Origin of the sequence: Reyranella sp. (genome assembly GCF_044224635.1) — a bacterium.
GTDB lineage: Bacteria > Pseudomonadota > Alphaproteobacteria > Reyranellales > Reyranellaceae > Reyranella.
Genome location: NZ_JBGAKA010000003.1, coordinates 98,830 through 119,346, shown reverse-complemented (window position 1 = coordinate 119,346; position 20,517 = coordinate 98,830). Strand labels below are relative to the sequence as shown.

The following is a 20,517-nucleotide window of genomic DNA, read 5'->3' as shown; positions in this document are numbered from 1 at the left end:
CAGCGTCGAGCTTTTGCCGTGCCATGTCCTCGAAGGCGCGCTGAAGGGAGGCCTTGATGCACGTCTCCAGGAAGCCTGACCGAGGTTGGTATTCCAGTCGGCTAGTACGGCGGTACCAGGAGTGCCGAAGAATTATGCGAGCACGATCGGCTCTGCCGGCAGGCCATTGCGCAGGAGCGACCGGAGTCTCGTTCCCAGGTCCATTGGCTCGAACCGCTCCGAGGACTCGGCGATGTCTTCCACGTGCCACCAGCGATGGCCGCGCGTCCAGCTGCGCTCGCGCTCGTCGAGGCCGGACGTGTCGACCTCGGTGCGATCGGTGCGCGCCAGGAAGAACCGCTCTTTGTGCAGCACGTCCTTGCCGCGCCAGCTCATGCGGCGCTCGCGGGCCCACACCCAGCGCGGTGTGTCGATCACCGGCAGCCTGGTCTCCTCTTGCGCCTCGCGAACGGCCGCGTCGGCGAATTCCTCGCCGGGATCGACGAAGCCGCCGATCATCACCCAGAACGGATCGAAGTAGGGATTGGCCGGATCGTAGACGCCGGGGTCGTGGACGTTGAACAGGAAGAGGCGATCCTGCGGATCGAGCAGGATCAGCCGCGCCGAAGGTCGTTCGATCATTGCAAGAGGCACTCGATCACTTGTGGGCGGCGAGAAGGCGAGCCGCGTCCACCGCACCATACGTCAGGATGCCGTCGCAGCCGGCGCGCTTGAAGCCGGTCAGGGTCTCGATCAGCACCTTGTTCCAGTCGAGCCAGCCGCGCTCGGCAGCGCCGCGCAGCATCGCGTACTCGCCGCTCACCTGATAGGCGTAGGTGGGCACGCCGAAGGCGTCCTTCACGCGCCGCACGATGTCGAGATAGGGCAGGCCCGGCTTCACCATGACCATGTCGGCGCCTTCCTCGATGTCGAAGCCGACCTCGCGCAAGGCCTCGTCGGAGTTGGCCGGATCCATCTGGTAGGTCTTCTTGTCGCCCTTCAGCGCGCCCGAGCTGCCGATGGCATCGCGGAACGGATTGTAGAAGGCCGATGCGTACTTGGCGGCATAGGACATGATCTGGGCGTGGATGAAGCCCTTGTCGTCGAGCGCCTTGCGGATGGCGCCGATGCGGCCGTCCATCATGTCCGATGGCGCCTGGACGTCGGCACCGGCCTCGGTCTGCACGATCGCCTGCTTCACCAGGGCGTCGAGCGACTCGTCGTTCTGAACGTAGCCGTCGCGCACGATGCCGTCATGGCCGTCGCTGTTGAAGGGGTCGAGCGCCACGTCGCAGACGATGCCGATGCCCGCGACCTCCTTCTTGACCGCACGGATGGCCCGGCAAACCAGATTGTCCGGATTGTAGGCCTCGCGGGCATCGGGCGTCTTCGCCGCGGGATCGGTTTCGGGAAAGATCGCCACCGCCGGGATGCCGAGGTCACGCGCCTGCTTGGCGGCTTCGACGAACAGGTCTATCGACAGCCGATCGACGCCCGGCATCGAGGAAACCGGCGTGCGACTGTTCCCGCCCTCCTGGACGAACACCGGCCAGATCAGGTCGTCGACGGACAGGCGGGTCTCGGCGACGAGGCGGCGCGACCAGTCCTGCCGGCGATTGCGGCGGAGGCGGGTGCCGGGATAGCGACCCAGGGTGGTGAAGCGGCTCGACATGGCGTGACTTTATGGCGCGAACCTCGCATAGCGGCAATGCGACTTGTTTGACTTCCGGCTTGTTCGACTTCCAGCTTGTTTGACTGGCCCGGACCCCCCGATATGATCCGCGGCCGATGGATTTCGAGCTCTCCCAGGATCAACGCGCGTTCCGCGATACGGCGCGGCAATTTGCGACCGAGCGCATGCTGCCCGACGCCGCCACGTGGGATGCCGAGAAGACCTTTCCCGAAGCGGCCTTGCGCGAAGCCGCGGCGCTGGGCTTCGGCGGCATCTATGTCCGTGACGACGTCGGCGGCAGTGGTCTTTCGCGCCTTGATGCGGCGCTGATCATGGAGGAGCTGGCGGCCGCCTGCCCGAGCACGGCAGCCTACATCTCGATCCACAACATGGCCGCCTGGATGATCGACGGCTTCGGCGACGACCAGCAGCGCCGGCGCTTCCTGCCGAAGCTCTGCTCGATGGAGCATTTCGCCAGCTACTGCCTGACCGAGCCGGGCGCCGGCTCGGATGCCGCGGGCCTCGCCACGCGGGCCGAGCTGGCGGGCGACCACTATGTCGTGAATGGCACCAAGGCGTTCATCTCGGGCGGCGGACGCAGCGACATCTACGTCGTCATGCTGCGCACCGGCGGCAAGGGGGCAGGCGGCATCTCCACCCTGGTGGTCGAGAACGGCACGCCAGGCCTCTCCTTCGGCAAGCAGGAGCAGAAGCTCGGCTGGAACAGCCAGCCGACCGCGGCGGTGATCTTCGAGAACTGCAGGGTGCCGATCGCCAACCGGCTGGGTCCCGAAGGGCACGGTTTCAAGATCGCCATGGCCGGCCTCGATGGCGGGCGCATCAATATCGGCGCCTGCTCGCTCGGCGGCGCCCGCGCCTGCCTCGAAACGGCGTCGCGCTATGTCGTCGAGCGCAAGCAGTTCGGCAAGCCGATCGCCGACTTCCAGGCGACCCAGTTCAAGCTTGCCGACATGGCGACCGAGCTCGACGCGGCGCGCCTGCTGATCTGGCGGGCGGCGAGCCTGCTCGATGCCAAGTCGCCCGAGGCGACCCAGGCCGCCGCGATGGGCAAGCGCTTCGCCACAGACGTCGGCTTCCGCGTCGTCAACGAGGCGCTGCAACTGCATGGCGGATACGGCTACTTGAAGGACTTTCCCATCGAGCGCTATCTGCGCGACCTTCGCGTGCATCAGATCCTCGAAGGCACCAACGAGATCATGCGCGTGATCATCTCGCGCCGGCTGCTGACGGGATGATGCCGGCGAAGACAGTGACGGAGAGTGAATGTCTGAGGCGGAGATTCTATTCGAGGTGAAGGAGGGGCTGGGCCTGATCACGCTCAACCGGCCCAAGGCGCTGAATGCCCTGACCCATGGCATGATCCTGGAGATGGAGAAGGTCCTGCCGGGCTGGGAGGCGGACCCATCGATCAAGGCCGTGGTGCTGCGCGGTGCCGGCGATCGGGCGTTCTGCGCCGGCGGCGACGTCATCGGCCTCTACCGCGAGATGCGCGACAATCCTTCGGGCACGCTGCGCCGCGACTTCTTCCGCGACGAGTACATCGTCAACCGCCGCATCTATCGCTTCGCCAAGCCGTGGATCTCCCTGATCGACGGCATCGACATGGGCGGCGGCGTCGGCCTGTCGGTGCACGGCTCGCATTCGGTGGCGAGCGAGAAGTTCCTGTTCGCCATGCCGGAAACCACGATCGGCCTGTTCCCCGATGTCGGCGGTGGTTATTTCCTGACGCGGCTGCCGGGCGCACTGGGGACCTTCCTGGCGCTCACCAGCTATCGGCTGAAGGCAGCCGATGCGGTGTGGGCGGGCATCGTCGACGCGCACGTCCCAAGCGCCAGGATGGGAGAACTGCTGGGCGCCTTGGGTGTGGCAGACCTTTCCGGCCCCGATGCCAATCGCAAGGCCGACAAGGTGATCGCAGGCTACGCAAGCGATCCCGGCCTGCCGACCCTGCCGGCCCTGATGCCGGAGATCGACCGCTGCTTCTCGGCCGAGTCGGTCGGCGAGATCGAGGCCAAGCTGAAGAAGCAGCCGGGCGAGTGGGCACAGAAGCAGCTCGCCGCACTCCTGAAGCTGTCGCCGTTGTCGATGGCGATCACGCTGGAGCAGCTCAGGCGCTGTGCCAATCGCTCATTCGAGGACACGATGACCATCGAGTATCGTATGGCCCAGTCCTGTATGCGGCCCGACCATGATTTCTTCGAAGGCGTGCGCGCCCTCCTGGTCGACAAGGACCAGAAGCCGAAATGGACCCCGCCGACCATCGATGCGGTGACCCCAGCCATGGTCGAGGCGCATTTCCAGCCGGTCGCCAACGATTTGTTCTTCGAGTGAGTCATAGCCGGGACCGCGCCACTCCTGTGGCGCTCATGGGATGCGTGGTCGACAAAAAGAGCGCCACAGGAGTGGCGCGCTCCCAGCGCATGACCCCTCCGTCGCCGTATGACGGCGACATCTCCCCAGCGGAGCTGGGGAGGAGCTAAGATCGAGATGACCTGAACGGGGAGGATCCCATGGCGAAGATTGCATTCATCGGGCTCGGCAACATGGGTGGTCCGATGGCCGCCAATCTGGTCAAGGCGCAGCACCAGGTGACGGCCTTCGACCTGTCGGCCGCGGCGGTCGAGGCGGCGGTCGGCCACGGCGCGCGGAAGGCCGGGTCGGCAGCCGAGGCGGTAAAGGAGGCCGAGGTGGTCGTCACCATGCTGCCGGCGGGCAAGCATGTGCGCGAGGTCTACGAGAAGGACGTGCTGCCCAACGCCGCCAAGGGGGCGCTGCTGATCGACTGCTCGACGATCGATGTCGACAGCGCGCGCCATGTCGGGGCGCTGGCCGAGAAGGCGGGCTTCGAGATGATCGACGCGCCGGTCTCGGGTGGTGTCGGCGGTGCGACGGCAGGCACGCTCACCTTCATGGTCGGCGGCGGCGATCAGGCATTCGCCAAGGCCAAGCCGATCCTCGAGAAGATGGGCCGCAACATCGTGCACGCCGGCGCCAGCGGCAACGGCCAGGCGGCCAAGATCTGCAACAACATGATCCTCGGCGTCTCGATGATCGCCGTCAGCGAGGGGTTCATGCTGGCCAAGCGGCTCGGCCTCGACGCCCAGAAGCTGTTCGACGTGGCGTCGACGTCGTCCGGCCAGTGCTGGTCGCTCACCAACTACTGCCCGGTGCCCGGGCCTGTTCCGACGTCGCCGGCCAATCGCGATTACCAGGCGGGTTTCACCGCGGCGATGATGCTGAAGGACCTGCTGCTGGCGCAGCAGGCGGCGAATGCGGTCGGCGCCAGCACGCCGATGGGGGCAGGGGCGGCGCAGCTCTTCAACCTGTTCGTCAACAGCGGCCATGCGGCCAAGGATTTCTCCGGCATCATCCGCATGCTCGACGGGAAGTGAGACAGCCATGATCACGTTGTATGACCTGGCGGTGGACGGCGATCGCCGACCCAGCCCGTTCTGCTGGCGCACCAAGTTCGTCCTGAAGCACAAAGGGCTCGCATGGCGCGACGAGCCCATGGGTTTCACCGAGAAGGAGAAGATCGCCTTCGCCCAGTCGCAGACCGTGCCGGTGCTCCATGACGGCGCCAAGGTGGTGAAGGATAGCTGGGCGATCGCCCGACATCTCGACGAGGCCTATCCGAGCAATTCGTTGTTCGCCGACGAAACCGCCTTGTCCCATGCCCGCTTCGTTGCCGGGTGGGTGGATTCGGTCGTCCAGCCGGCGCTGTTTCCGATCCTTGTTGGCGACCTCTACGACCGCGTGCGGCCGGTCGATCAGGCCTACTTCAGGGAGTCGCGTGGCAAGCGCCTCGGAACCACGGATTTCTCCGGCTTCCAGAAGACGGCGCGCGAGAAAGGCGTCGCCGCCTTCCGCGTCACCCTCGAGCCGGCCCGCCGCGTCCTGAAAGAGCAGGCCTTCCTTGCCGGCGAGAAACCGGCCTATCCGGACTACGCCTTGGCCGGGTCGTTCCTGTGGGCGCATATCGCAAGCCCACTGGTCCTGCTGGAGCCGGATGATCCGATCCATCCGTGGCGTGAACGCATGCTGGACCTGTATGACGGCATGGGCCGCACGGCGAAGTCCGCGTGAGATATGACGCCGTCGTCTTCGATCTGCTGACGGTGCTGCTCGATTCGTGGAGCTTGTGGAACGACGTCGCCGGTTCCGCCGAGGCCGGCCTCGCCTGGCGACGCCGCTACCTCTTGAAATCGCATCGGCCTGCCGCCGCGTGACGACACGTCGCCGGACCATCTCGCGCCGACGCTCGACCGGCTTGGCGACCTGTTTCCTTCGTCGCAGGGAGGGGTCTATGGTGCCGGGCCAGCCGAGGGAGACCGCGTGGCCGACGTGACCGAATTCAAGCCTGCCGACCACCGCTTCGGACCGACTCACTGGTTCGAGGACATCAAGGTCGGCGACAAGTTCTACATCAACTCCCGTACCCAGACCGAGGCGCTGTTCGCGGCGTTCCAGCTGGCCAGCGGCGATAACCATCCGATCCACTACGATCGGGAATATTGCCGGGCGCGGGGGCATCGCGATCTGCTTGCGCATGGTCTGCAAGTCGCCGTCCAGGGGGCCGCGGGCGGCGGCATTTTCCCCCATGTCATCGGCGACGCCCTGATCGGCTTTCTCGAGCAATCCTCGCGGTTCCTGAAGCCGGTCTATTGCGGCGACACGCTCTATCCCATGCTGGAAGTGAGCGAGGTGAAGCCCGGCCGCACCACCGGCGTCGTCGTCATGAAGCTCACCATTCACAATCAGAAGGGCGAGCTGGTGAGCGACGGCGAGCACAAGTACTTGCTCAAGCGGCGGCCAGCGTGACAGAGGTGCCCGGTCGACGAAACCATCATCGACGCGGCCTATGAACGATCGGTCGCGCCCTGCACACGGAACGAAGTGAGGATGACATGCTGGGAGTGATCGCCAAGCTCACCATCAAGCCGGGCACCAATACCGATTTCGAGGCGACGATGAAGGCCCTGCAGGCCAGGGTTCATGCCGACGAACCGGGCAACAAGCTCTACGCCCTGCACAAGACGGCCGACGCCAACGTCTACGTCATGCTGGAGCGCTACGATGACCAGGCAGCACTGGACGCCCATCGAGCCGCACCGCATTTCAAGGAGCTCGGACGCAAGCTCGGCGACTACCTCGCCGGCCGACCCGACGTCCAGGTGATGACCGAAGTCTGATCTCCGGCAGGGTGTTCGGGACATGGACGGTTTCTTCCATCGCCACACCAAGCCCGGCACGGCCCCCGGCACGCTCGCCGGGCGCGCGCCTGTTCCCGACGAAGCGCTCGACTTCACGCTGGTCGAGTATACGGCTGACGACGTCCAGGTGCTGCACGGCGTCGAGGTCGACGAATGCCGCTTCCATCTCGGCACGCCGGGACGGACCTGGATCGACGTCGCCGGGCGGCCGAGCTCGGACATGCTGCGCGACCTCGGCATGGCCTTCAACCTGCATCCGCTGGCGCTCGAGGACGTCTTCCACGCCCATCAACGCAGCAAGCTCGACGTCTACGAGGGTCAGGGCTTCATCGTGCTGAACGATCCGGTCTACGAGGACGGCGAGCTTCATCCCCGCCAGGTCAGCATCTTCTTCGGCGAGAACTACGTGATCTCCTTCCACGATCACAAGATGGATATCTTCAAGCCGGTGCGGGACCGTGTGCAGACGGCAGGATCGCGGCTTCGCCTGTTCGGCATCGACTATCTCGTCTACGCGCTGATCGACCTGGTCGTCGATCGCAAGTTTCCCCTGATCGAAGCCATGTCGAGCCATCTCGAGGAGCTTGAGGACGAGGCACTGGAGCATCCGACGAGCGACACGCTGAACCGCATCCATCGCGCGCGGCGGGCGCTGGTCGCGTTTCATCGCATCCAGTGGGCCGAGCGCGAGACGGTGCTGGCCGTGATGCGGCCCGACGTGCCGTTCATCATGCCCGAGACGCGGACCTACCTGCGCGACTGCTTCGACCACGCGCTGGCCGTGCTCGAGCTGGTCGAAAGCTATCGCGAAATGACCAATGGCCTGATGGAAGTCTACCTCATGCATGCGTCCAATCGCATGAGCGAGGTGATGAAGACGATGGCCATCATCACCGTGTTCTTCATGCCGCTGAGCTTCCTTGCCGGCATCTACGGCATGAACTTCGAGACCGACAAGGGCAACATGCCGGAGCTCGGCTGGAAGTACGGCTACGCCTTCTTCTGGGTCATGGTGGTGCTGATCGTCATATCCCTGTTCATCTGGCTGAAGCGCAAACGCTGGATTTGAAGGAAAGCCTTGATGTCGTCCGATTTCCGCATCTTCGGATCCGAGCTGTCGCCCTACTCGGTGAAGGTGCGCTCGTATTTCCGCTACAAGGGCCTGCCGCACCAATGGATCCCACGATCGCCCGCCGTGCAGGGCGAGTTCCAGAAATACGCCAAGCTACCGCTGGTGCCTTTGGTGGTGACGCCGGACGGGGTCGGCATCCAGGATTCGACACCGATCATCGAGCAGCTCGAGGCACGCCATCCCGATCCGTCGATCGTGCCGGTGGACCCCACGCTCGCCTTCCTGTCGGCCCTGCTCGAGGAGTACGGCGACGAGTGGGGCAATAAGTGGATGTTCCACTATCGCTGGTTCTACCAGGCCGATGCCTGGGCGACGGCCGAGCGCATTGCCCTGCAAATGATGGGTGCCAAGGGCCCGCTCGCCGTCGCCGAGGCGCGCACTGCCGTCGCCGAGCGCATGACCGGGCGGTTGGGATTCGTCGGCTCCAGCGACAAGACCCGACCGACGATCGAAGCGTCATTCAAGCAGGTGCTCGTCCTGCTCGAGGCGCATCTGGCAAAGCGGCCGTACCTCCTCGGCGGCCGGCCGGCGATGGCCGATCTCGGCCTGTGGGGCCAGCTCTACGAGGCCGCCACCGACCCCACGCCGGGTGCCGTCATGCGCGCCTCATCGCCCAGCGTAATGGCCTGGGTGCAGCGCATGGTGTCCCCGGCCGCACAGGGTCCGTTCGAGCCGTGGGATGCGCTGGCGCCGACCTTGGTGCCGCTGCTCCAGAAGGAAGTCGGCGGCCTGTTCCTGCCATGGTCGGCGGCGAACGAAGCAGCGATCGCCCGCGACGACAATACCTTCGAGACGAGCCTGGGCGACACGGGATGGTCGCAGACGCCGCAGAAGTATCATGCGCGATCGCTAGCCGAGATCCGACGCAAGTACAAGGCCGCTGCTGCGGTGCCCGGCCTGACGGCGATCCTCGAGCAGACCGGCTGCCTGAAGTATCTGGCAGAATGAATGACTTCTGGTAGCTTTTGGCGGAAACGCGCTTGGCTTCGCCGAGACCTATTTTCGAGAGGCCGCTGGCCGGGTAGGATTCTTGATTGAGAAAGTGCACCATCCGGTCGACGAGCTCGGGACGATGTACGTCGCAAGGCCGAAGTGAAGCGACTCTGTCATCCCGAGCGCAGCGACGCATGACAGCGGCATTCACCGCGCCATGTCGTGGTGTGGTCTCGGTCGGGCGATGACGTAGGCGGAGACGTCCCAGGCCTGCTGCAGGCTCAGCACCGGATGTTGCGGGTCGACGCCGCGCGGCATGTTGCGGCGGACGAAGCCGACGATCCGGACATAGCGATCCATTCCGGCGCCATCGTTGAACGAATCGGGTCCCCACAGTGGCGGAAAGGTGTAGCCCAGCGCATCGCCGACCGCGCCATTGCGCTTGCCGAGGCCGTCGGGGCCGTGACAGGCGGCGCACACGTTCGTATAGACCTCGGCACCGCGCGCGGCATCGGGCGGCAGCGGTGCCTCCGGAGCAGGCGGGGCATGGAGAGGCTCGGGTTCGCCGATGTAGCGCAGGAAAGCCAGGAACCCGTTCATCTCGCGCGACTCGTCGGGCAGCCTGTGGCCGTTCATTGAGCGCGTCATGCATTCATTGATGCGCTCGACAAGGGAGATGACGCGCTGGTCGCGATCCGAGAATTTCGGAAATGTCCGGACAATGCCCACCAGCGGCATGGCCGCCCGGTTGGTGCCGACGTCGAGGTGGCAGTTCCTGCAGGCGAGATTGTTGCCGGCGAAGCGCAGCGCCGAGTCGCCGACCTCGGGGCCGATCACGGCATAGGTTTCGGCGATCAGGCGGTAGCCGTAGGCGATCAGATCGCCGTCGGGCATGGCGGGCGTGACGAAGCCTGCGCCGCCGACACGGTAGTCGGGCCAAGCCGTCGGCGGCGTCCGCGGCGCGCTGCCAGGGCCGGCCAACGGAGGGGCAGGGCGGAGCGCGATGCCGGTCGCGGCGATGAGCCCACAGACCGCTACGAACACGAGCGCGAACAGCGATCGAGCCGACGTCATCGCAGTGCCGAAGCGATCAGTGTCACCCCCGATAAGGTAAGCAATATTAGCACGAGGCGGCGGAAGGCGGCATCGTTCACGCGGCGATAGAGCAGCAGGCCGAGACGCGTGCCGGTAAGGCTGACGGGCACCGAGATGGCTGCCCAGATGAGATAGGAGCGGTCGAGAAAACCGGCCACGCCGGCCGACACCAGCGCGGTGAACAGGATCGTCATGTTGTAGGGTTGCAGGACGCCGCGCTGCTCGTCCTTGCCCCAGCCGCGCAACTGCACCCAGATGATCGGTGCCGGCCCGCTGAGGCTCGCCATGCCGCCCATCACGCCGCCGGTGAGGCCCACTGCGGCGTCAGCGAGACGGCCGCCGCGGCGCACTCGTGGCGGATAGCGGACGAACGCCATCCAGGCGCTGTACAGGATCAGGAACAGGCCGAGCCCGACCTTGAGCGGCTGGACGTGGACATGCTCGAGCAATAGCGTCCCCAGCGGAACGCCGATCAGGCCGGCCAGAAGGAACGGCCACAGGCGCGGCCAGCGCACGCCGCGCCAGATCGACGGCAAGGCTTGGGCGTGGCCGCACACGGAGCACAGGGCGACCAGCGGCGCCGCCGTCGATGGCGGCATGGCCTGCAGCCAGAACCCCAGCGAGATCAGCGCGTAACCGGTGCCGGTGAGGCCGTTGACGAAGCCGCCGACCAGGGCGCCGGTGACGACGATCGCGATGTCGCCGGCGGTTGGCAGGTCCGGTTCCTAGGCGCCGGCGGAGAAGGCCTGGATGCCGGTCATGGCGCGGCCCAGGATCAGCGCGTGGACGTCGTGCGTGCCCTCGTAGGTGTTGACCGCTTCGAGGTTCATGACATGGCGGATCACGTGGTATTCGTCCGACACGCCGTTGCCGCCGTGCATGTCGCGGGCGACGCGGGCGATGTCGAGCGCCTTGCCGCAATTGTTGCGCTTGACCAGGGAGATCATCTCCGGCTGGGCATGGCCCTGGTCCTTGAGCCGGCCGACCCTGAGGCATGCCTGCAGGCCGAGCGCGATCTCGGTCTGCATGTCGGCGAGCTTCTTCTGGATCAGCTGGTTGGCGGCGAGCGGCCGGCCGAACTGCTTGCGCCCGAGCGTGTAGTTGCGCGCCTGCTTCCAACAGAACTCGGCCGCCCCCATGGCGCCCCAGGCGATGCCGTAGCGGGCGTTGTTGAGGCAGCCGAACGGCCCGCCGAGGCCGGCGACGTTGGGCATCAGGTTCTCGGCCGGGACGAACACCTCGTCGAGCATGATGGCGCCGGTGGCCGAGGCGCGCAGGCTGAACTTGCCCTCGATCTTGGGCGTCTCGATGCCCTTCCAGCCGCGCTCGAGGATGAAGCCGCGGATGGCGCCGCCATCGAGCTTTGCCCATACCACCAGCACGTCGGCGATCGGCGAGTTGGTGATCCACATCTTCGAGCCCGAGAGGTGGAAGCCGCCGGGCACGGTGACGGCGCGCGTCTTCATGCCACCCGGGTCGGAGCCGTGGTCGGGCTCGGTGAGGCCGAAGCAGCCGACCCACTCGCCAGTCGCGAGCCTGGGCAGGTACTTCATGCGCTGCTCTTCCGTGCCGTAGGCGTAGATCGGATGCATGACCAGCGAGGACTGCACGCTCATCGCCGAGCGGTAGCCCGAATCGACCCGTTCGACCTCGCGCGCCACCAGCCCGTAGCTCGTGTAGTTGGCGCCGGCGCAGCCGTATTTCTCGGGAAGGGTCGAGCCGAGCAGGCCGAGCGCGCCCATCTCGTTCATGATCTCGCGATGGAACTTCTCGTGCCGGTTGGCCTCGAGAACGCGCGTCATCAGCTTTTCCTGGCAGTAGTCGCGCGCCGCGTCGCGGATCGCGATCTCATCCTCGGTGAGCTGGTCGTCGAGGAAGAACGGGTCCTCCCAGTCGAACGGCTTGGCGTCGGCGCTGACGCCCTTGGCGGCGCTTCTGATCGGGATGGCGGCAACGGACATGGGTTCTCCTGGCTGTCTCCGCGGCGTCTTAACAGGGTCGGCAGGCGGCGGCAAAGCCTCAGCTTTCCTCCCCAGCTCCGCTGGGGAGGTGTCGCCGTCTTACGGCGACGGAGGGGTCATGAGCCGCAGGACTGAGGCTCATGACCCCTCCGCCCCGTATGACGGGGCACCTCTCCAGCGAAGCTGGGGAGGAGGGGATCAGAGCACCGCGTGCGACCGGCCGGTCAGGGTGCGGGAGATGAGGAGGCTGAGGCGGCCGAACGCTTCCGAGGCGCGCAGCTCGACCGTCCTCGGGCGTGGCAGGTCGATCGTCACATCGGCGGCGATGCGGCCGGGGCGGGGCGTCATCACGACGACACGGTCGGACAGGAATACGGCCTCGGCGATCGAATGGGTGACGAACAGGATGGTCTTGCGCGCCTCGCGCGCGATATCGCGCTCGCCCCAGATGCGCAGCAACTCGAGGCCCATGTCGTCTCGGGTCATGGCGTCGAGGGCGCCGAACGGCTCGTCCATCAACAGCAAAGGCGGATCGAGCAGCAGGGCACGGCAGAGCGCGGCGCGCTGCTGCATGCCGCCCGACAGCTCGCGCGGCAGCCTGTCGGCAAAGCCCTCGAGGCCAGCCATGGCGAGCAGCTCGTGTGCTCGTCGCCGCACGGTCCGGACGTCCTTGCCGGCGAGCTCGGCGGGTAGCAGCACGTTTTGCACGATCGTGCGCCAGCGCAGCAGGTTGGGGGCCTGGAACACCATGCCGACGTCGGGAATCGGCTCGCGCACCGCTCGCCCGGCCACCATCACCGTGCCGAGGGTGGCCGGTCGCAACCCGGCGACGATGCGCAGCAGAGTGGACTTTCCGCAGCCGCTCGGGCCGACCAGCGAGACGAACTCGCCGTTTCCGACTGACAACGAGATGCCGGCGAGGGCCTCGACCGGGCCGCTCGCCGTCGGATACGACATGTCGACCCGGTCGAGGCCGATCAGGGACTTGTCCACGCTGGTCAGGATCTACTCGTTCGGGGTCTACTTGCTCGCGCTCTACTTGCTCGCGCTCTACTTGGGCATGTCGACCTTGGTGAAGAAATCTGCCGAGTACACGTCGGCGCACTCGACCTTCTTCGACAGGCCCATGTAGGTGTTCACCAAGTCGACCGATTCGCACATCTTCGTCTTGTCGATCCAGCCGATGCCGTTCTTGGCGTAGCGGTCGGTCTTCATCAGGCCGAGGCCGATCATCATGTTGGGTGTCATCACCTCGACGTCGACCTCGGGCACGCGCTTCTTGAAGATCTCCATGGCGGCCTTGGGATCGGCCATGACGTCGCGCCAGCCCATGTAGGAAGCCTCGAGGAACGCCTTGAGGACGGCCGGGCGCTCCTTCATCGTCTTGGCGCTGGCCATGATCGACATGGAATACATGTCGAAGCCGAAGTCGGCCCACGGCATCATCACGACATTGCCCTTGCCGGCGGCCTTCTCGTAGAGCGGCAGGCCGGTCGAGTAGTCGCCGACGCCGTCCATGCGCTTCTCGGCCACGGCGGCGATCTTGGCGGCAGGCTCGATGTTGACCCAGGCGACCTTCGAGGCGTCGATGCCGTTCACCTTGGCGAAGGCCGGGAACATCTGGCGCTGGCTGTCGCCCGGAGGGGCGCCCAGCGTCTTGCCTTCGAGATCCTTGGGCTTGGCGAGCGGGTTGCTCTTGAGGCTGAAGATGTTGAGTGGCGTCTTGTCGAACACCATGCCGACGGTCTTGATGGTGGTACCGCGGCCGACCGAGGCGATCACGACCGCGGCATCGGCGAGACCTGCATCGGCCCGGCCGGTATCGACCTTGGCGATCGAATCGCCGGAGCCCTTGGAGTTCTCCAGGGTGACGTCGAGCCCCTTGGCCTTGTAGTAGCCCTTGTCGAGCGCCACCCAATAGGCGGCATGGTCGCCGACGGCGAACCAATTCAGGGCGAAGGTGAACTTCTCCTGCGCCGACGCGCTGGTGGCAGCCGCGAGCAAGGCGGCCAGTGATAGTGAGGCGATACGTATCATGATGCGCTCCTGTTGCAGCTCCCCGTTCGATTCATTTCATTCCGTCCCTTCGGCCCATGGTGCCCAAAGGCGGGCGGCGAGGACGACGGCGCCGTACAGCAGCAGGCCGACGACGGAGATCCAGATCAGCGCGGCGAACGCCACCGAGGTGTTCATGCTGCTCTGGGTCGTGACGATGACATAGCCCAGGCCCCGCTGCGAGGCGACGAACTCGCCGACGATGGCGCCGACCACCGCCGCCGTGGCCGTGATCTTGAGCGCGCTCAGGATGTAGGGCAGCGCATTGGGCAGCCGGATCTTCACGAAGATCTTCCATTTCGGCGCGCTGAACACCCGGCCGAGATCGAGCATGTCAGGCTCGACCTGGGTCAGGCCGACCGCGGTGTTGATGACCACCGGAAAGAAGCCGATCAGCGCGCCCATCAGCATGTTGGGAAAGATGCCGTAGCCCATCCAGATCAGGAACAGCGGCGCCACCGCGACCTTGGGCAGGGTGTTGACGAACACCAGGAACGGCACCAGTGCATTGGCCATCAACGGCGACCAGGCGATGGCCACGCCGAGCGCGATGCCGGCCACGGCTGCCAGCACGAAGGCGCCGATGATCTCGAGCGTCGTGATCCAGACATGCTGCGCCCAGTTGGTGTCGCCGAACCACAGCGCGTTCCAGACGGCGAGCGGCGAGGGCAGCAGGTATTCGCGGATGCCGCCGAAGCTCACGGCGATCTGCCAGCTCGCCAGCAGGATCGCGAACAGCACGATCGTCGGCCAGTATTGGCCACTTCCCAACGAGAATTTCGTCATACGTGTGGAGCGACGGCGCTGTTCAGTGCTTTCATGTCGCTGCTATCATGCCCCAGCATGCACCGCGACTGAAAGCGGATTTGCTTGTCAACGTGAGGATCGGTGAAGCTTTCTCTTTGCAACGAGGTGATTCGCGATCTCCCGTTCGAACGTCAATGCGCGCTGGCCGCCGCGCTCGGCTATCGGGGGCTCGAGCTCGCCCCTTTCACCTTCGGCGACGACGCCTGGCGTATGCCGGCGGCAAAGCGCGCCGAGATCCGCCGCACCTGCGCGAAGGCTGGCCTCGAGGTGAGCGGTCTGCACTGGTTGCTCGCCGCGCCGGCCGGCCTCTCGATCACGACGGCCGACCGCGCCGTCTGGCAGAAAAGCGTCGACGTGCTCTCAGCCTCGGTCGATCTCTGCGCCGAGCTCGGTGGCGCCTACCTCGTCCATGGCTCGCCGGCTCAGCGTCGCGTGGCGAGCGCCGACGACCGGTCGCGTGCCGAGGAGGCGTGGCTGCTGGCAGCCGAGCGGGCGGCAACCGCGCGCGTCGCCTATTGCCTCGAGCCGCTGGCGGCGCCGGACTGCAACTTCGTCAACACCCTCGCCGAGGCCGCCGAGATCGTGCGCCGGCTCGGCAATCCGGCGCTGCGCACCATGGTCGACACGCTGGCGGCCGGCCTGATGGAGCCTGAGCCGGTGGCCGACGCCATCCGCCGCTGGATGCCGACCGGTCTGATGGCTCATGTCCAGCTCAACGACCGCAACCGGCGTGGTCCGGGCCAGGGCGAGGACCGCTTCTCGCCGATCCTCCGGGCGCTGCGCGAGACCGGCTATGGCGGCTGGATTGCGATGGAACCCTTCATCTATGAACCTGATGGACCGACGTGTGCGGCACGCATGATCGGTTACGTCTCGGGACTGTTGGAGCATCACGCATGAAGCTGAAGCTGGAGGAGGTCGAGCGCTACGAGCGGCACGTGACGATGAGGCTCGCCTTCCGCTTCGGCGTCATCACGGTCACCGACGCCACCCAGGCGGTGATCAAGGTGCGCGTCGCCCTGGCGGACGGCCGCACCAGCGAGGGCGTTGCGGCGGAGGCTCTGGCGGCGAAGTGGTTCGAGAAGAGCCCGCACTTCACCGACGAGCAGAACCTCGAGCAGCTCAGACAGGCGCTCGGCCTCGCCATCGAGCTCTACCGGGCGCAGGGCTTCGAGACGCCGTTCGGCCTCTATGCCGGCAGCTATGCCGATCAGCGGCGGCGCGGAGCTGAACTCAATCTCAATCCGCTGGCCGCAGGGTACGGTCCCGCCTTGCTCGATCGCGCCATCCTCGATGCGGTCGGCCGCGCTACCGGCCAGTCGTTCGCGACCATGATCAGGACCAACGTGCCCGGGATTCGTGCGACCTCACTGACGCCGGATATCGACGATGTGGCGCTCGCGGTCTTCCTGGCCGGTCTGACTCCACAACAGGGCATCGACGTTCGCCATACGGTTGGCTTGGTCGATCCCCTGACGGCGGCCGATCGCCCGCCGTCCGAACGCGTCAATGATGGCTTGCCCGAAACCTTGGAGGAGGTCGTCTCGTACTATCGCGGCCACTATTACAAGCTGAAGGTGGGCGGCGACATCAAGGCCGATCTGGAGCGTCTGGGCCGTATTGCCGCTGTGCTCGATGCCGGCGCCGGAGACTATCGCACGACGCTCGACGGCAATGAGCAGTACGACGACGTCGAGGGTATCGTCGAGCTGTGGCGCAAGGTCGAGGAGACGCCAGCTCTGGCTCGGCTCGCCAGGTCGACCCTGTTCATCGAGCAGCCGATCAAGCGGGCAGTCGCTCTTTCCTGCTCGGTTGGGCCGCTGGCCCGTCATCGCGCGGTGATCATCGACGAATCGGACGGCGAGCTGTCGTCGTTTCCGCAGGCGCTGAAGCTCGGCTACGCCGGCGTCTCGAGCAAGAACTGCAAGGGCTTCTACAAGTCGATCCTCAACGCCGCGCGCGTCGCGCGGCTGGGGCCCGGCTACTTCATGTCGGCCGAGGATCTGACGACGTGGCCGGGGGTCAGCGTACAGCAGGATCTGGCCTTGGTGTCGCTGCTCGGTATGACGCACGTCGAGCGCAACGCCCATCATTTCATCGACGGCATGAGCTTCGCGCCGGAGGCCGAGCAGCGTGCCTTCGTGGCTGCCCATCCGGATCTCTACGAGAAGCAGGTGGGCAAGCCGGCGCGCCTCAAGGCCGTCGGCGGCCGGCTGATCTTGGGATCGCTCGATGTGCCGGGCTTCGCCGTCGGCGCCGCTATGGACTTCACCTCGATGAGACCGATGGCCGGGGAGGCTCCCATAGACATTAGCTTTGGTCGACGGCCAACAAGATCCTCATCCTGAGGAGGCCGCGTAGCGGCCGTCTCGAAGGATGGGCTACACACGTTTCGTTGGACAACCGGGGGCATGGCACCCGCTCTGTTGCCGACCCTTCGAGACGCGGCCTGCGGCCGCTCCTCAGGGTGAGGTTTCTTTGTAAATGGCGCCCCGAGGGAGGACGCTCGATGACTGACAAGAAACTGCCGTCCCGTTTCGACACCGTCGAGGCCATGGAAGACTTCATGACGACGCCGTCGCCATCGCTTGTTGACGATCTCGCGAAAGTGCCGGGCGACATCCTGGTGCTGGGAGTCGGCGGCAAGATGGGGCCGACCCTGGCGCGGCTTGCCAAGCGCGCCGCGCCGGGCAAGCGGGTCATGGGCGTGGCGCGCTTCAGCGAGCAAGGTGTGCGCGAGAACCTCATGGCGGCCGGCGTCGAGCCGATCGCCGCCGACCTGATCGATCGCGCCGCGCTCGAACGGCTGCCCAAGGCCGACAACGTGATGTTCATGGCCGGGCGCAAGTTTGGCGCTACCGGCAACGTGCCGCTGACCTGGGCGATGAACGTGCAGGTCCCGGCCATGGTGGCCGAGGTTTTCAAGGCCTCGCGTATCGTCGCCTTCTCGACCGGCAACGTCTATCCATGGGTGCCGGTCGAGACCGGTGGCGCCGCCGAAGAGGTGGCACCCGTGCCGCCGCCCGGCGACTACGCATATTCGTGCGTCGGCCGCGAGCGCATGTTCGAGTACTTTTCTGCCCGGCACGGCACGCCGGGCCGCCTGTTCCGGCTGAACTACGCAATCGACATGCGCTACGGCGTGCTGCACGACATTGGCCGCAAGGTCCGCGACGGTGAGACGATCGACCTCACCATGGGGCACGTCAACGTGATCTGGCAGGGTGATGCCAATGCCGTGGCCTTGCGCGCGTTGACGCGCGTCACGACGCCGACATCGCCGTTGAACGTCACCGGTCCGGAGACCCTCGAGGTGCGCTGGCTCGCCGGCGAGTTCGGCAAGCTCCTGGGCCGCAAGCCGGTGCTCGCGGGCAAGGAGGCGCCGGCCGGCTGGCTGAACGACGCGCGGCGCATGGTGCAGGAGTTCGGCCGGCCCGGCGTGCCGATCGGGGCGATGATCGAATGGACCGCCGACTGGCTGGCGCGCGGCATGACGAGCTTCAACAAGCCGACGCGCTACGAGGTGCGCGATGGCAAGTACTGAAGCGCCGGCGATCCGGCCGATCGGCATCGACGACTGCGAAGGCGTCTGGCCGCTGTCGATCGAGGCGGGCTGGAACCAGAACCTGGCCGATTGGCGTTTCATGCTGGCGGCGGGCAGGGGCTTCGGCTGCTGCGATTCAAACGGTCAATGGCAGGCCAGCTCGCTGATCCTCCCGCTCGGCCAGCGGCTCGCCTGGATCAGCATGGTGCTGGTGGCGCGCCAGCGCCGGCGCAGCGGCGTCGGCACCTCGCTGCTGAAGCACTGTATCGGCGAGGTGCAGTCGGCCGGCGCGGTCGCCGGCCTCGACGCTACCGAGCAGGGGCGGCCGATCTACCTGCCACTGGGTTTCCGAGATCTCTATCCGATTGCACGCTGGCATTTCGACGCGGCGACCGATGTGCCATCCTTGCCGGCCGGCCTCTCGGTGCGCCCGGCCACCGCTGCCGACCTGCCGCGGTTGGCGCTCTACGATCGCCTGCACACTGGCATGGAACGGCCGGCGTTGCTGGCCCATCTCGCCCTGCGCCAGCCGGTGCGGGCGTGGCTGGCCGAGGATGTCGCGGGCAAGCTGGTCGGGTACGTGCTGGGGCGCGAGGGCAGGACCGCGACCTCGCTTGGCCCGGTGGTGGCCGACAGCGAGGCCATCGCCCTGGCGATGATCGCGCGGGCGACCGCAGCAGCGCCGGGACCTTTCATCATCGACGTGCCGGCGACGCATGGTGCGCTGCGGAATTGGTTGGAGTCGCAGGGCGCCGTCTCGCCGCGCGGCTACATGCGCATGACCTTGGGCGACTCCAAGGGCCTCGACGATCCGTCCCACCTCTTCGCCCTGGCGGGGCCGGAGCTCGGTTGAGGGGGCCTCATCGCCGGGAACGCGCCGCTCCCGTGGTACTCATGCTCTTCTCCTCCCCCTGCGAAGCCGCAGAGGAAAAGAGCGCCGACCCGGCATGACGACATCTGAGATCGGGATGTCCTCTCGGAGGCAACGAGAGACGTGATCGACGCGGTAGAAAAGCGATAGGATGCGAGCATGATGTCGAATTCTGCTCTTCATTGGCACGACTTGCCGGCGCCCGTGATCGCGCAGTTGCGCCACGGCGCGGTGATACCGGCCCACCCGCTGGCCCTCGGGCCCGACCGCGAATTCGATCGCGAGTCGCAGCGCGCGATCAGCCGCTACTACATCGATGCCGGCTCGGGCGGCTTGGCCGTGGGTGTGCATACCACACAGTTCGCCATCCGCGAGGTCGGGCTCTACCGGCCGGTGCTGGAACTCGCCATCGAGACGGCGCGCGACTGGACCGACCGGCCGCTGGTGATGATCGCCGGGGCAGTCGGCAAGACCGCCCAGGCGGTCGAAGAAGCAAGAACGGCCCGTGCGCTCGGCTATCACGCCGTGCTGCTTTCGCTCGCCGCCTTGAAGGGCGCCAGCGAGGACGAGCTGATCGAGCATTGCTCGGCGGTGGCGCGCGAGATGCCGCTGGTCGGCTTCTACCTGCAGACCGTGGTGGGCGGCATCGCCCTCTCGCGCGCCTTCTGGGCGCGCTTTGCCGCCATCGACAATGTCGTGGCGGTCAAGGTGGCGCCGTTCAATCGCTATCGCACGCTCGATGTTGCGGTCGGTGTCGTGCAGGCGCAGGCCGAGGACAGGATCACCCTTTACACCGGCAATGACGACCACATCGTCGCCGATCTCGTGACGCCGCTGGTGGTGCGCACCGGCAACCGCCAAGTGATCATGCGCTTCCAGGGCGGGCTGCTCGGTCATTGGAGCGTGTGGACGCGCGGTGCCGTCGAGATGCTGCAGCGCCTCAAGCTCGCCGTATCGGCCGGCTCCATTCCGCCCGAGGTGCTGGCGCTCGATTCCTTCGTCACCGACTGCAACTCGGTCGTGTTCGACGTCGACCACGACTTTGCCGGCTGCATCGCCGGCTGCCACGAGATTCTGCGGCGCCAGGGCCTGATGACGTCGATCGAGTGCCTCGACCCGCACGAGACGCTGAGCCCCGGGCAGGGCGCCGGCATCGATCGTCTCTACGCGACCTATCCCGAGGTCAACGACGACGCTTTTGTCGCCGCCAACCTCGCGCGCTGGCGGAGCTGAG

General features: G+C 66.3%; 22 protein-coding genes. 14 read left to right on the top strand and 8 right to left on the bottom strand.

From position 1 onward, the window contains the following. Positions 1–132 precede the first annotated feature (132 nt). Together ACILR9_RS04155 and hemB are read right to left on the bottom strand one after the other, a co-directional pair. Positions 133–621, bottom strand: coding sequence for an NUDIX hydrolase (locus ACILR9_RS04155; protein WP_395708634.1), 489 nt, complete (start codon positions 619–621; stop codon positions 133–135). Positions 622–637: 16 nt separating this feature from the next. After that, positions 638–1,651 (bottom strand): porphobilinogen synthase, encoded by a 1,014-nt coding sequence (gene hemB / locus ACILR9_RS04150; protein WP_395708633.1) that lies wholly within the window; start codon positions 1,649–1,651, stop codon positions 638–640. Positions 1,652–1,767: 116 nt separating this feature from the next. Here hemB and ACILR9_RS04145 point away from each other — a divergent pair, with 116 nt between their 5' ends. The 9 genes from ACILR9_RS04145 to ACILR9_RS04105 all read left to right on the top strand — a co-directional run bounded on the left by ACILR9_RS04145 (position 1,768) and on the right by ACILR9_RS04105 (position 8,965). After that, positions 1,768–2,907: an acyl-CoA dehydrogenase family protein gene (locus ACILR9_RS04145; protein WP_395708632.1), complete on the top strand. Its 1,140-nt coding sequence runs from the start codon at positions 1,768–1,770 to the stop codon at positions 2,905–2,907. A gap of 28 nt (positions 2,908–2,935) precedes the next feature. Further along, entirely contained in the window at positions 2,936–4,003 is a 1,068-nt protein-coding gene (locus ACILR9_RS04140) for an enoyl-CoA hydratase/isomerase family protein (RefSeq protein WP_395708631.1), read from the top strand. A 179-nt stretch (positions 4,004–4,182) separates the two neighbouring features. Next, complete coding sequence (mmsB, locus tag ACILR9_RS04135) at positions 4,183–5,064, top strand: 3-hydroxyisobutyrate dehydrogenase (RefSeq protein ID WP_395708630.1); 882 nt, start codon at positions 4,183–4,185, stop codon at positions 5,062–5,064. Between the two features lie 7 nt (positions 5,065–5,071). Further along, positions 5,072–5,758 carry a glutathione S-transferase N-terminal domain-containing protein gene (locus ACILR9_RS04130; RefSeq protein WP_395708629.1) on the top strand — a complete coding sequence of 229 codons (687 nt, stop codon included), beginning with the start codon at positions 5,072–5,074 and terminating at the stop codon, positions 5,756–5,758. After that, on the top strand, positions 5,755–5,901 hold the full coding sequence (locus tag ACILR9_RS04125; protein ID WP_395708628.1) for a hypothetical protein: 147 nt from the start codon (positions 5,755–5,757) through the stop codon (positions 5,899–5,901). The genes ACILR9_RS04130 and ACILR9_RS04125 overlap by 4 nt, the downstream gene beginning before the upstream one ends. A 115-nt stretch (positions 5,902–6,016) precedes the next feature. Continuing rightward, positions 6,017–6,493: a MaoC family dehydratase gene (locus tag ACILR9_RS04120; protein WP_395708793.1), complete on the top strand. Its 477-nt coding sequence runs from the start codon at positions 6,017–6,019 to the stop codon at positions 6,491–6,493. A gap of 86 nt (positions 6,494–6,579) precedes the next feature. Further along, on the top strand, positions 6,580–6,864 hold the full coding sequence (locus ACILR9_RS04115; RefSeq protein WP_395708627.1) for a putative quinol monooxygenase: 285 nt from the start codon (positions 6,580–6,582) through the stop codon (positions 6,862–6,864). Between the two features lie 22 nt (positions 6,865–6,886). After that, the gene (gene corA / locus ACILR9_RS04110) at positions 6,887–7,954 is read left to right on the top strand and encodes a magnesium/cobalt transporter CorA (protein WP_395708626.1); all 1,068 of its coding nucleotides are present in this window, start codon (positions 6,887–6,889) and stop codon (positions 7,952–7,954) included. 12 nt (positions 7,955–7,966) lie between these two features. Next, positions 7,967–8,965, top strand: coding sequence for a glutathione S-transferase family protein (locus ACILR9_RS04105; protein WP_395708625.1), 999 nt, complete (start codon positions 7,967–7,969; stop codon positions 8,963–8,965). A gap of 192 nt (positions 8,966–9,157) precedes the next feature. Here the strand turns inward: ACILR9_RS04105 and ACILR9_RS04100 are convergent, their stop codons facing one another. From ACILR9_RS04100 to ACILR9_RS04075, 6 genes are all read right to left on the bottom strand, one after another. Next, a complete protein-coding gene (locus ACILR9_RS04100; RefSeq protein ID WP_395708624.1) occupies positions 9,158–10,024 on the bottom strand; it encodes a c-type cytochrome in 867 nt (288 codons plus the stop codon). Then, complete coding sequence (locus ACILR9_RS04095) at positions 10,021–10,719, bottom strand: sulfite exporter TauE/SafE family protein (protein ID WP_395708792.1); 699 nt, start codon at positions 10,717–10,719, stop codon at positions 10,021–10,023. The genes ACILR9_RS04100 and ACILR9_RS04095 overlap by 4 nt, the downstream gene beginning before the upstream one ends. Before the next feature lie 51 nt (positions 10,720–10,770). Next, entirely contained in the window at positions 10,771–12,006 is a 1,236-nt protein-coding gene (locus tag ACILR9_RS04090; RefSeq protein ID WP_395708623.1) for an acyl-CoA dehydrogenase, read from the bottom strand. A 198-nt stretch (positions 12,007–12,204) separates the two neighbouring features. Further along, positions 12,205–12,999, bottom strand: a complete 795-nt coding sequence (locus tag ACILR9_RS04085; protein WP_395708622.1) for an ABC transporter ATP-binding protein — start codon at positions 12,997–12,999, stop codon at positions 12,205–12,207. Between the two features lie 57 nt (positions 13,000–13,056). Continuing rightward, positions 13,057–14,043 (bottom strand): ABC transporter substrate-binding protein, encoded by a 987-nt coding sequence (locus ACILR9_RS04080; protein WP_395708621.1) that lies wholly within the window; start codon positions 14,041–14,043, stop codon positions 13,057–13,059. Positions 14,044–14,079: 36 nt separating this feature from the next. Next, positions 14,080–14,832, bottom strand: a complete 753-nt coding sequence (locus ACILR9_RS04075; RefSeq protein WP_395708620.1) for an ABC transporter permease — start codon at positions 14,830–14,832, stop codon at positions 14,080–14,082. Between the two features lie 117 nt (positions 14,833–14,949). Here ACILR9_RS04075 and ACILR9_RS04070 point away from each other — a divergent pair, with 117 nt between their 5' ends. From ACILR9_RS04070 to ACILR9_RS04050, 5 genes are all read left to right on the top strand, one after another. Continuing rightward, positions 14,950–15,768: a sugar phosphate isomerase/epimerase family protein gene (locus ACILR9_RS04070; RefSeq protein ID WP_395708619.1), complete on the top strand. Its 819-nt coding sequence runs from the start codon at positions 14,950–14,952 to the stop codon at positions 15,766–15,768. Continuing rightward, positions 15,765–17,216 (top strand): mandelate racemase, encoded by a 1,452-nt coding sequence (locus ACILR9_RS04065; protein WP_395708618.1) that lies wholly within the window; start codon positions 15,765–15,767, stop codon positions 17,214–17,216. Before ACILR9_RS04070 ends, ACILR9_RS04065 begins: the two co-directional genes overlap by 4 nt. A gap of 161 nt (positions 17,217–17,377) precedes the next feature. Next, positions 17,378–18,412 carry an NAD-dependent epimerase/dehydratase family protein gene (locus ACILR9_RS04060; RefSeq protein WP_395708617.1) on the top strand — a complete coding sequence of 345 codons (1,035 nt, stop codon included), beginning with the start codon at positions 17,378–17,380 and terminating at the stop codon, positions 18,410–18,412. Next, positions 18,399–19,265: a GNAT family N-acetyltransferase gene (locus tag ACILR9_RS04055; RefSeq protein WP_395708616.1), complete on the top strand. Its 867-nt coding sequence runs from the start codon at positions 18,399–18,401 to the stop codon at positions 19,263–19,265. The genes ACILR9_RS04060 and ACILR9_RS04055 overlap by 14 nt, the downstream gene beginning before the upstream one ends. Before the next feature lie 177 nt (positions 19,266–19,442). Next, on the top strand, positions 19,443–20,516 hold the full coding sequence (locus ACILR9_RS04050) for a dihydrodipicolinate synthase family protein (RefSeq protein ID WP_395708615.1): 1,074 nt from the start codon (positions 19,443–19,445) through the stop codon (positions 20,514–20,516). Position 20,517 lies beyond the last annotated feature (1 nt).

Bases quoted from the DNA above. Each gene is read 5' to 3' on its own strand.
- ACILR9_RS04155 (WP_395708634.1), bottom strand. From the start codon at position 621: ATGATCGAACGACCTTCGGCGCGGCTGATCCTGCTCGATCCGCAGGAT.
- hemB (WP_395708633.1), bottom strand. From the start codon at position 1,651: ATGTCGAGCCGCTTCACCACCCTGGGTCGCTATCCCGGCACCCGCCTC.
- ACILR9_RS04145 (WP_395708632.1), top strand. From the start codon at position 1,768: ATGGATTTCGAGCTCTCCCAGGATCAACGCGCGTTCCGCGATACGGCG.
- ACILR9_RS04140 (WP_395708631.1), top strand. From the start codon at position 2,936: ATGTCTGAGGCGGAGATTCTATTCGAGGTGAAGGAGGGGCTGGGCCTG.
- mmsB (WP_395708630.1), top strand. From the start codon at position 4,183: ATGGCGAAGATTGCATTCATCGGGCTCGGCAACATGGGTGGTCCGATG.
- ACILR9_RS04130 (WP_395708629.1), top strand. From the start codon at position 5,072: ATGATCACGTTGTATGACCTGGCGGTGGACGGCGATCGCCGACCCAGC.
- ACILR9_RS04115 (WP_395708627.1), top strand. From the start codon at position 6,580: ATGCTGGGAGTGATCGCCAAGCTCACCATCAAGCCGGGCACCAATACC.
- corA (WP_395708626.1), top strand. From the start codon at position 6,887: ATGGACGGTTTCTTCCATCGCCACACCAAGCCCGGCACGGCCCCCGGC.
- ACILR9_RS04105 (WP_395708625.1), top strand. From the start codon at position 7,967: ATGTCGTCCGATTTCCGCATCTTCGGATCCGAGCTGTCGCCCTACTCG.
- ACILR9_RS04100 (WP_395708624.1), bottom strand. From the start codon at position 10,024: ATGACGTCGGCTCGATCGCTGTTCGCGCTCGTGTTCGTAGCGGTCTGT.
- ACILR9_RS04090 (WP_395708623.1), bottom strand. From the start codon at position 12,006: ATGTCCGTTGCCGCCATCCCGATCAGAAGCGCCGCCAAGGGCGTCAGC.
- ACILR9_RS04080 (WP_395708621.1), bottom strand. From the start codon at position 14,043: ATGATACGTATCGCCTCACTATCACTGGCCGCCTTGCTCGCGGCTGCC.
- ACILR9_RS04065 (WP_395708618.1), top strand. From the start codon at position 15,765: ATGAAGCTGAAGCTGGAGGAGGTCGAGCGCTACGAGCGGCACGTGACG.
- ACILR9_RS04060 (WP_395708617.1), top strand. From the start codon at position 17,378: ATGACTGACAAGAAACTGCCGTCCCGTTTCGACACCGTCGAGGCCATG.
- ACILR9_RS04055 (WP_395708616.1), top strand. From the start codon at position 18,399: ATGGCAAGTACTGAAGCGCCGGCGATCCGGCCGATCGGCATCGACGAC.
- ACILR9_RS04050 (WP_395708615.1), top strand. From the start codon at position 19,443: ATGATGTCGAATTCTGCTCTTCATTGGCACGACTTGCCGGCGCCCGTG.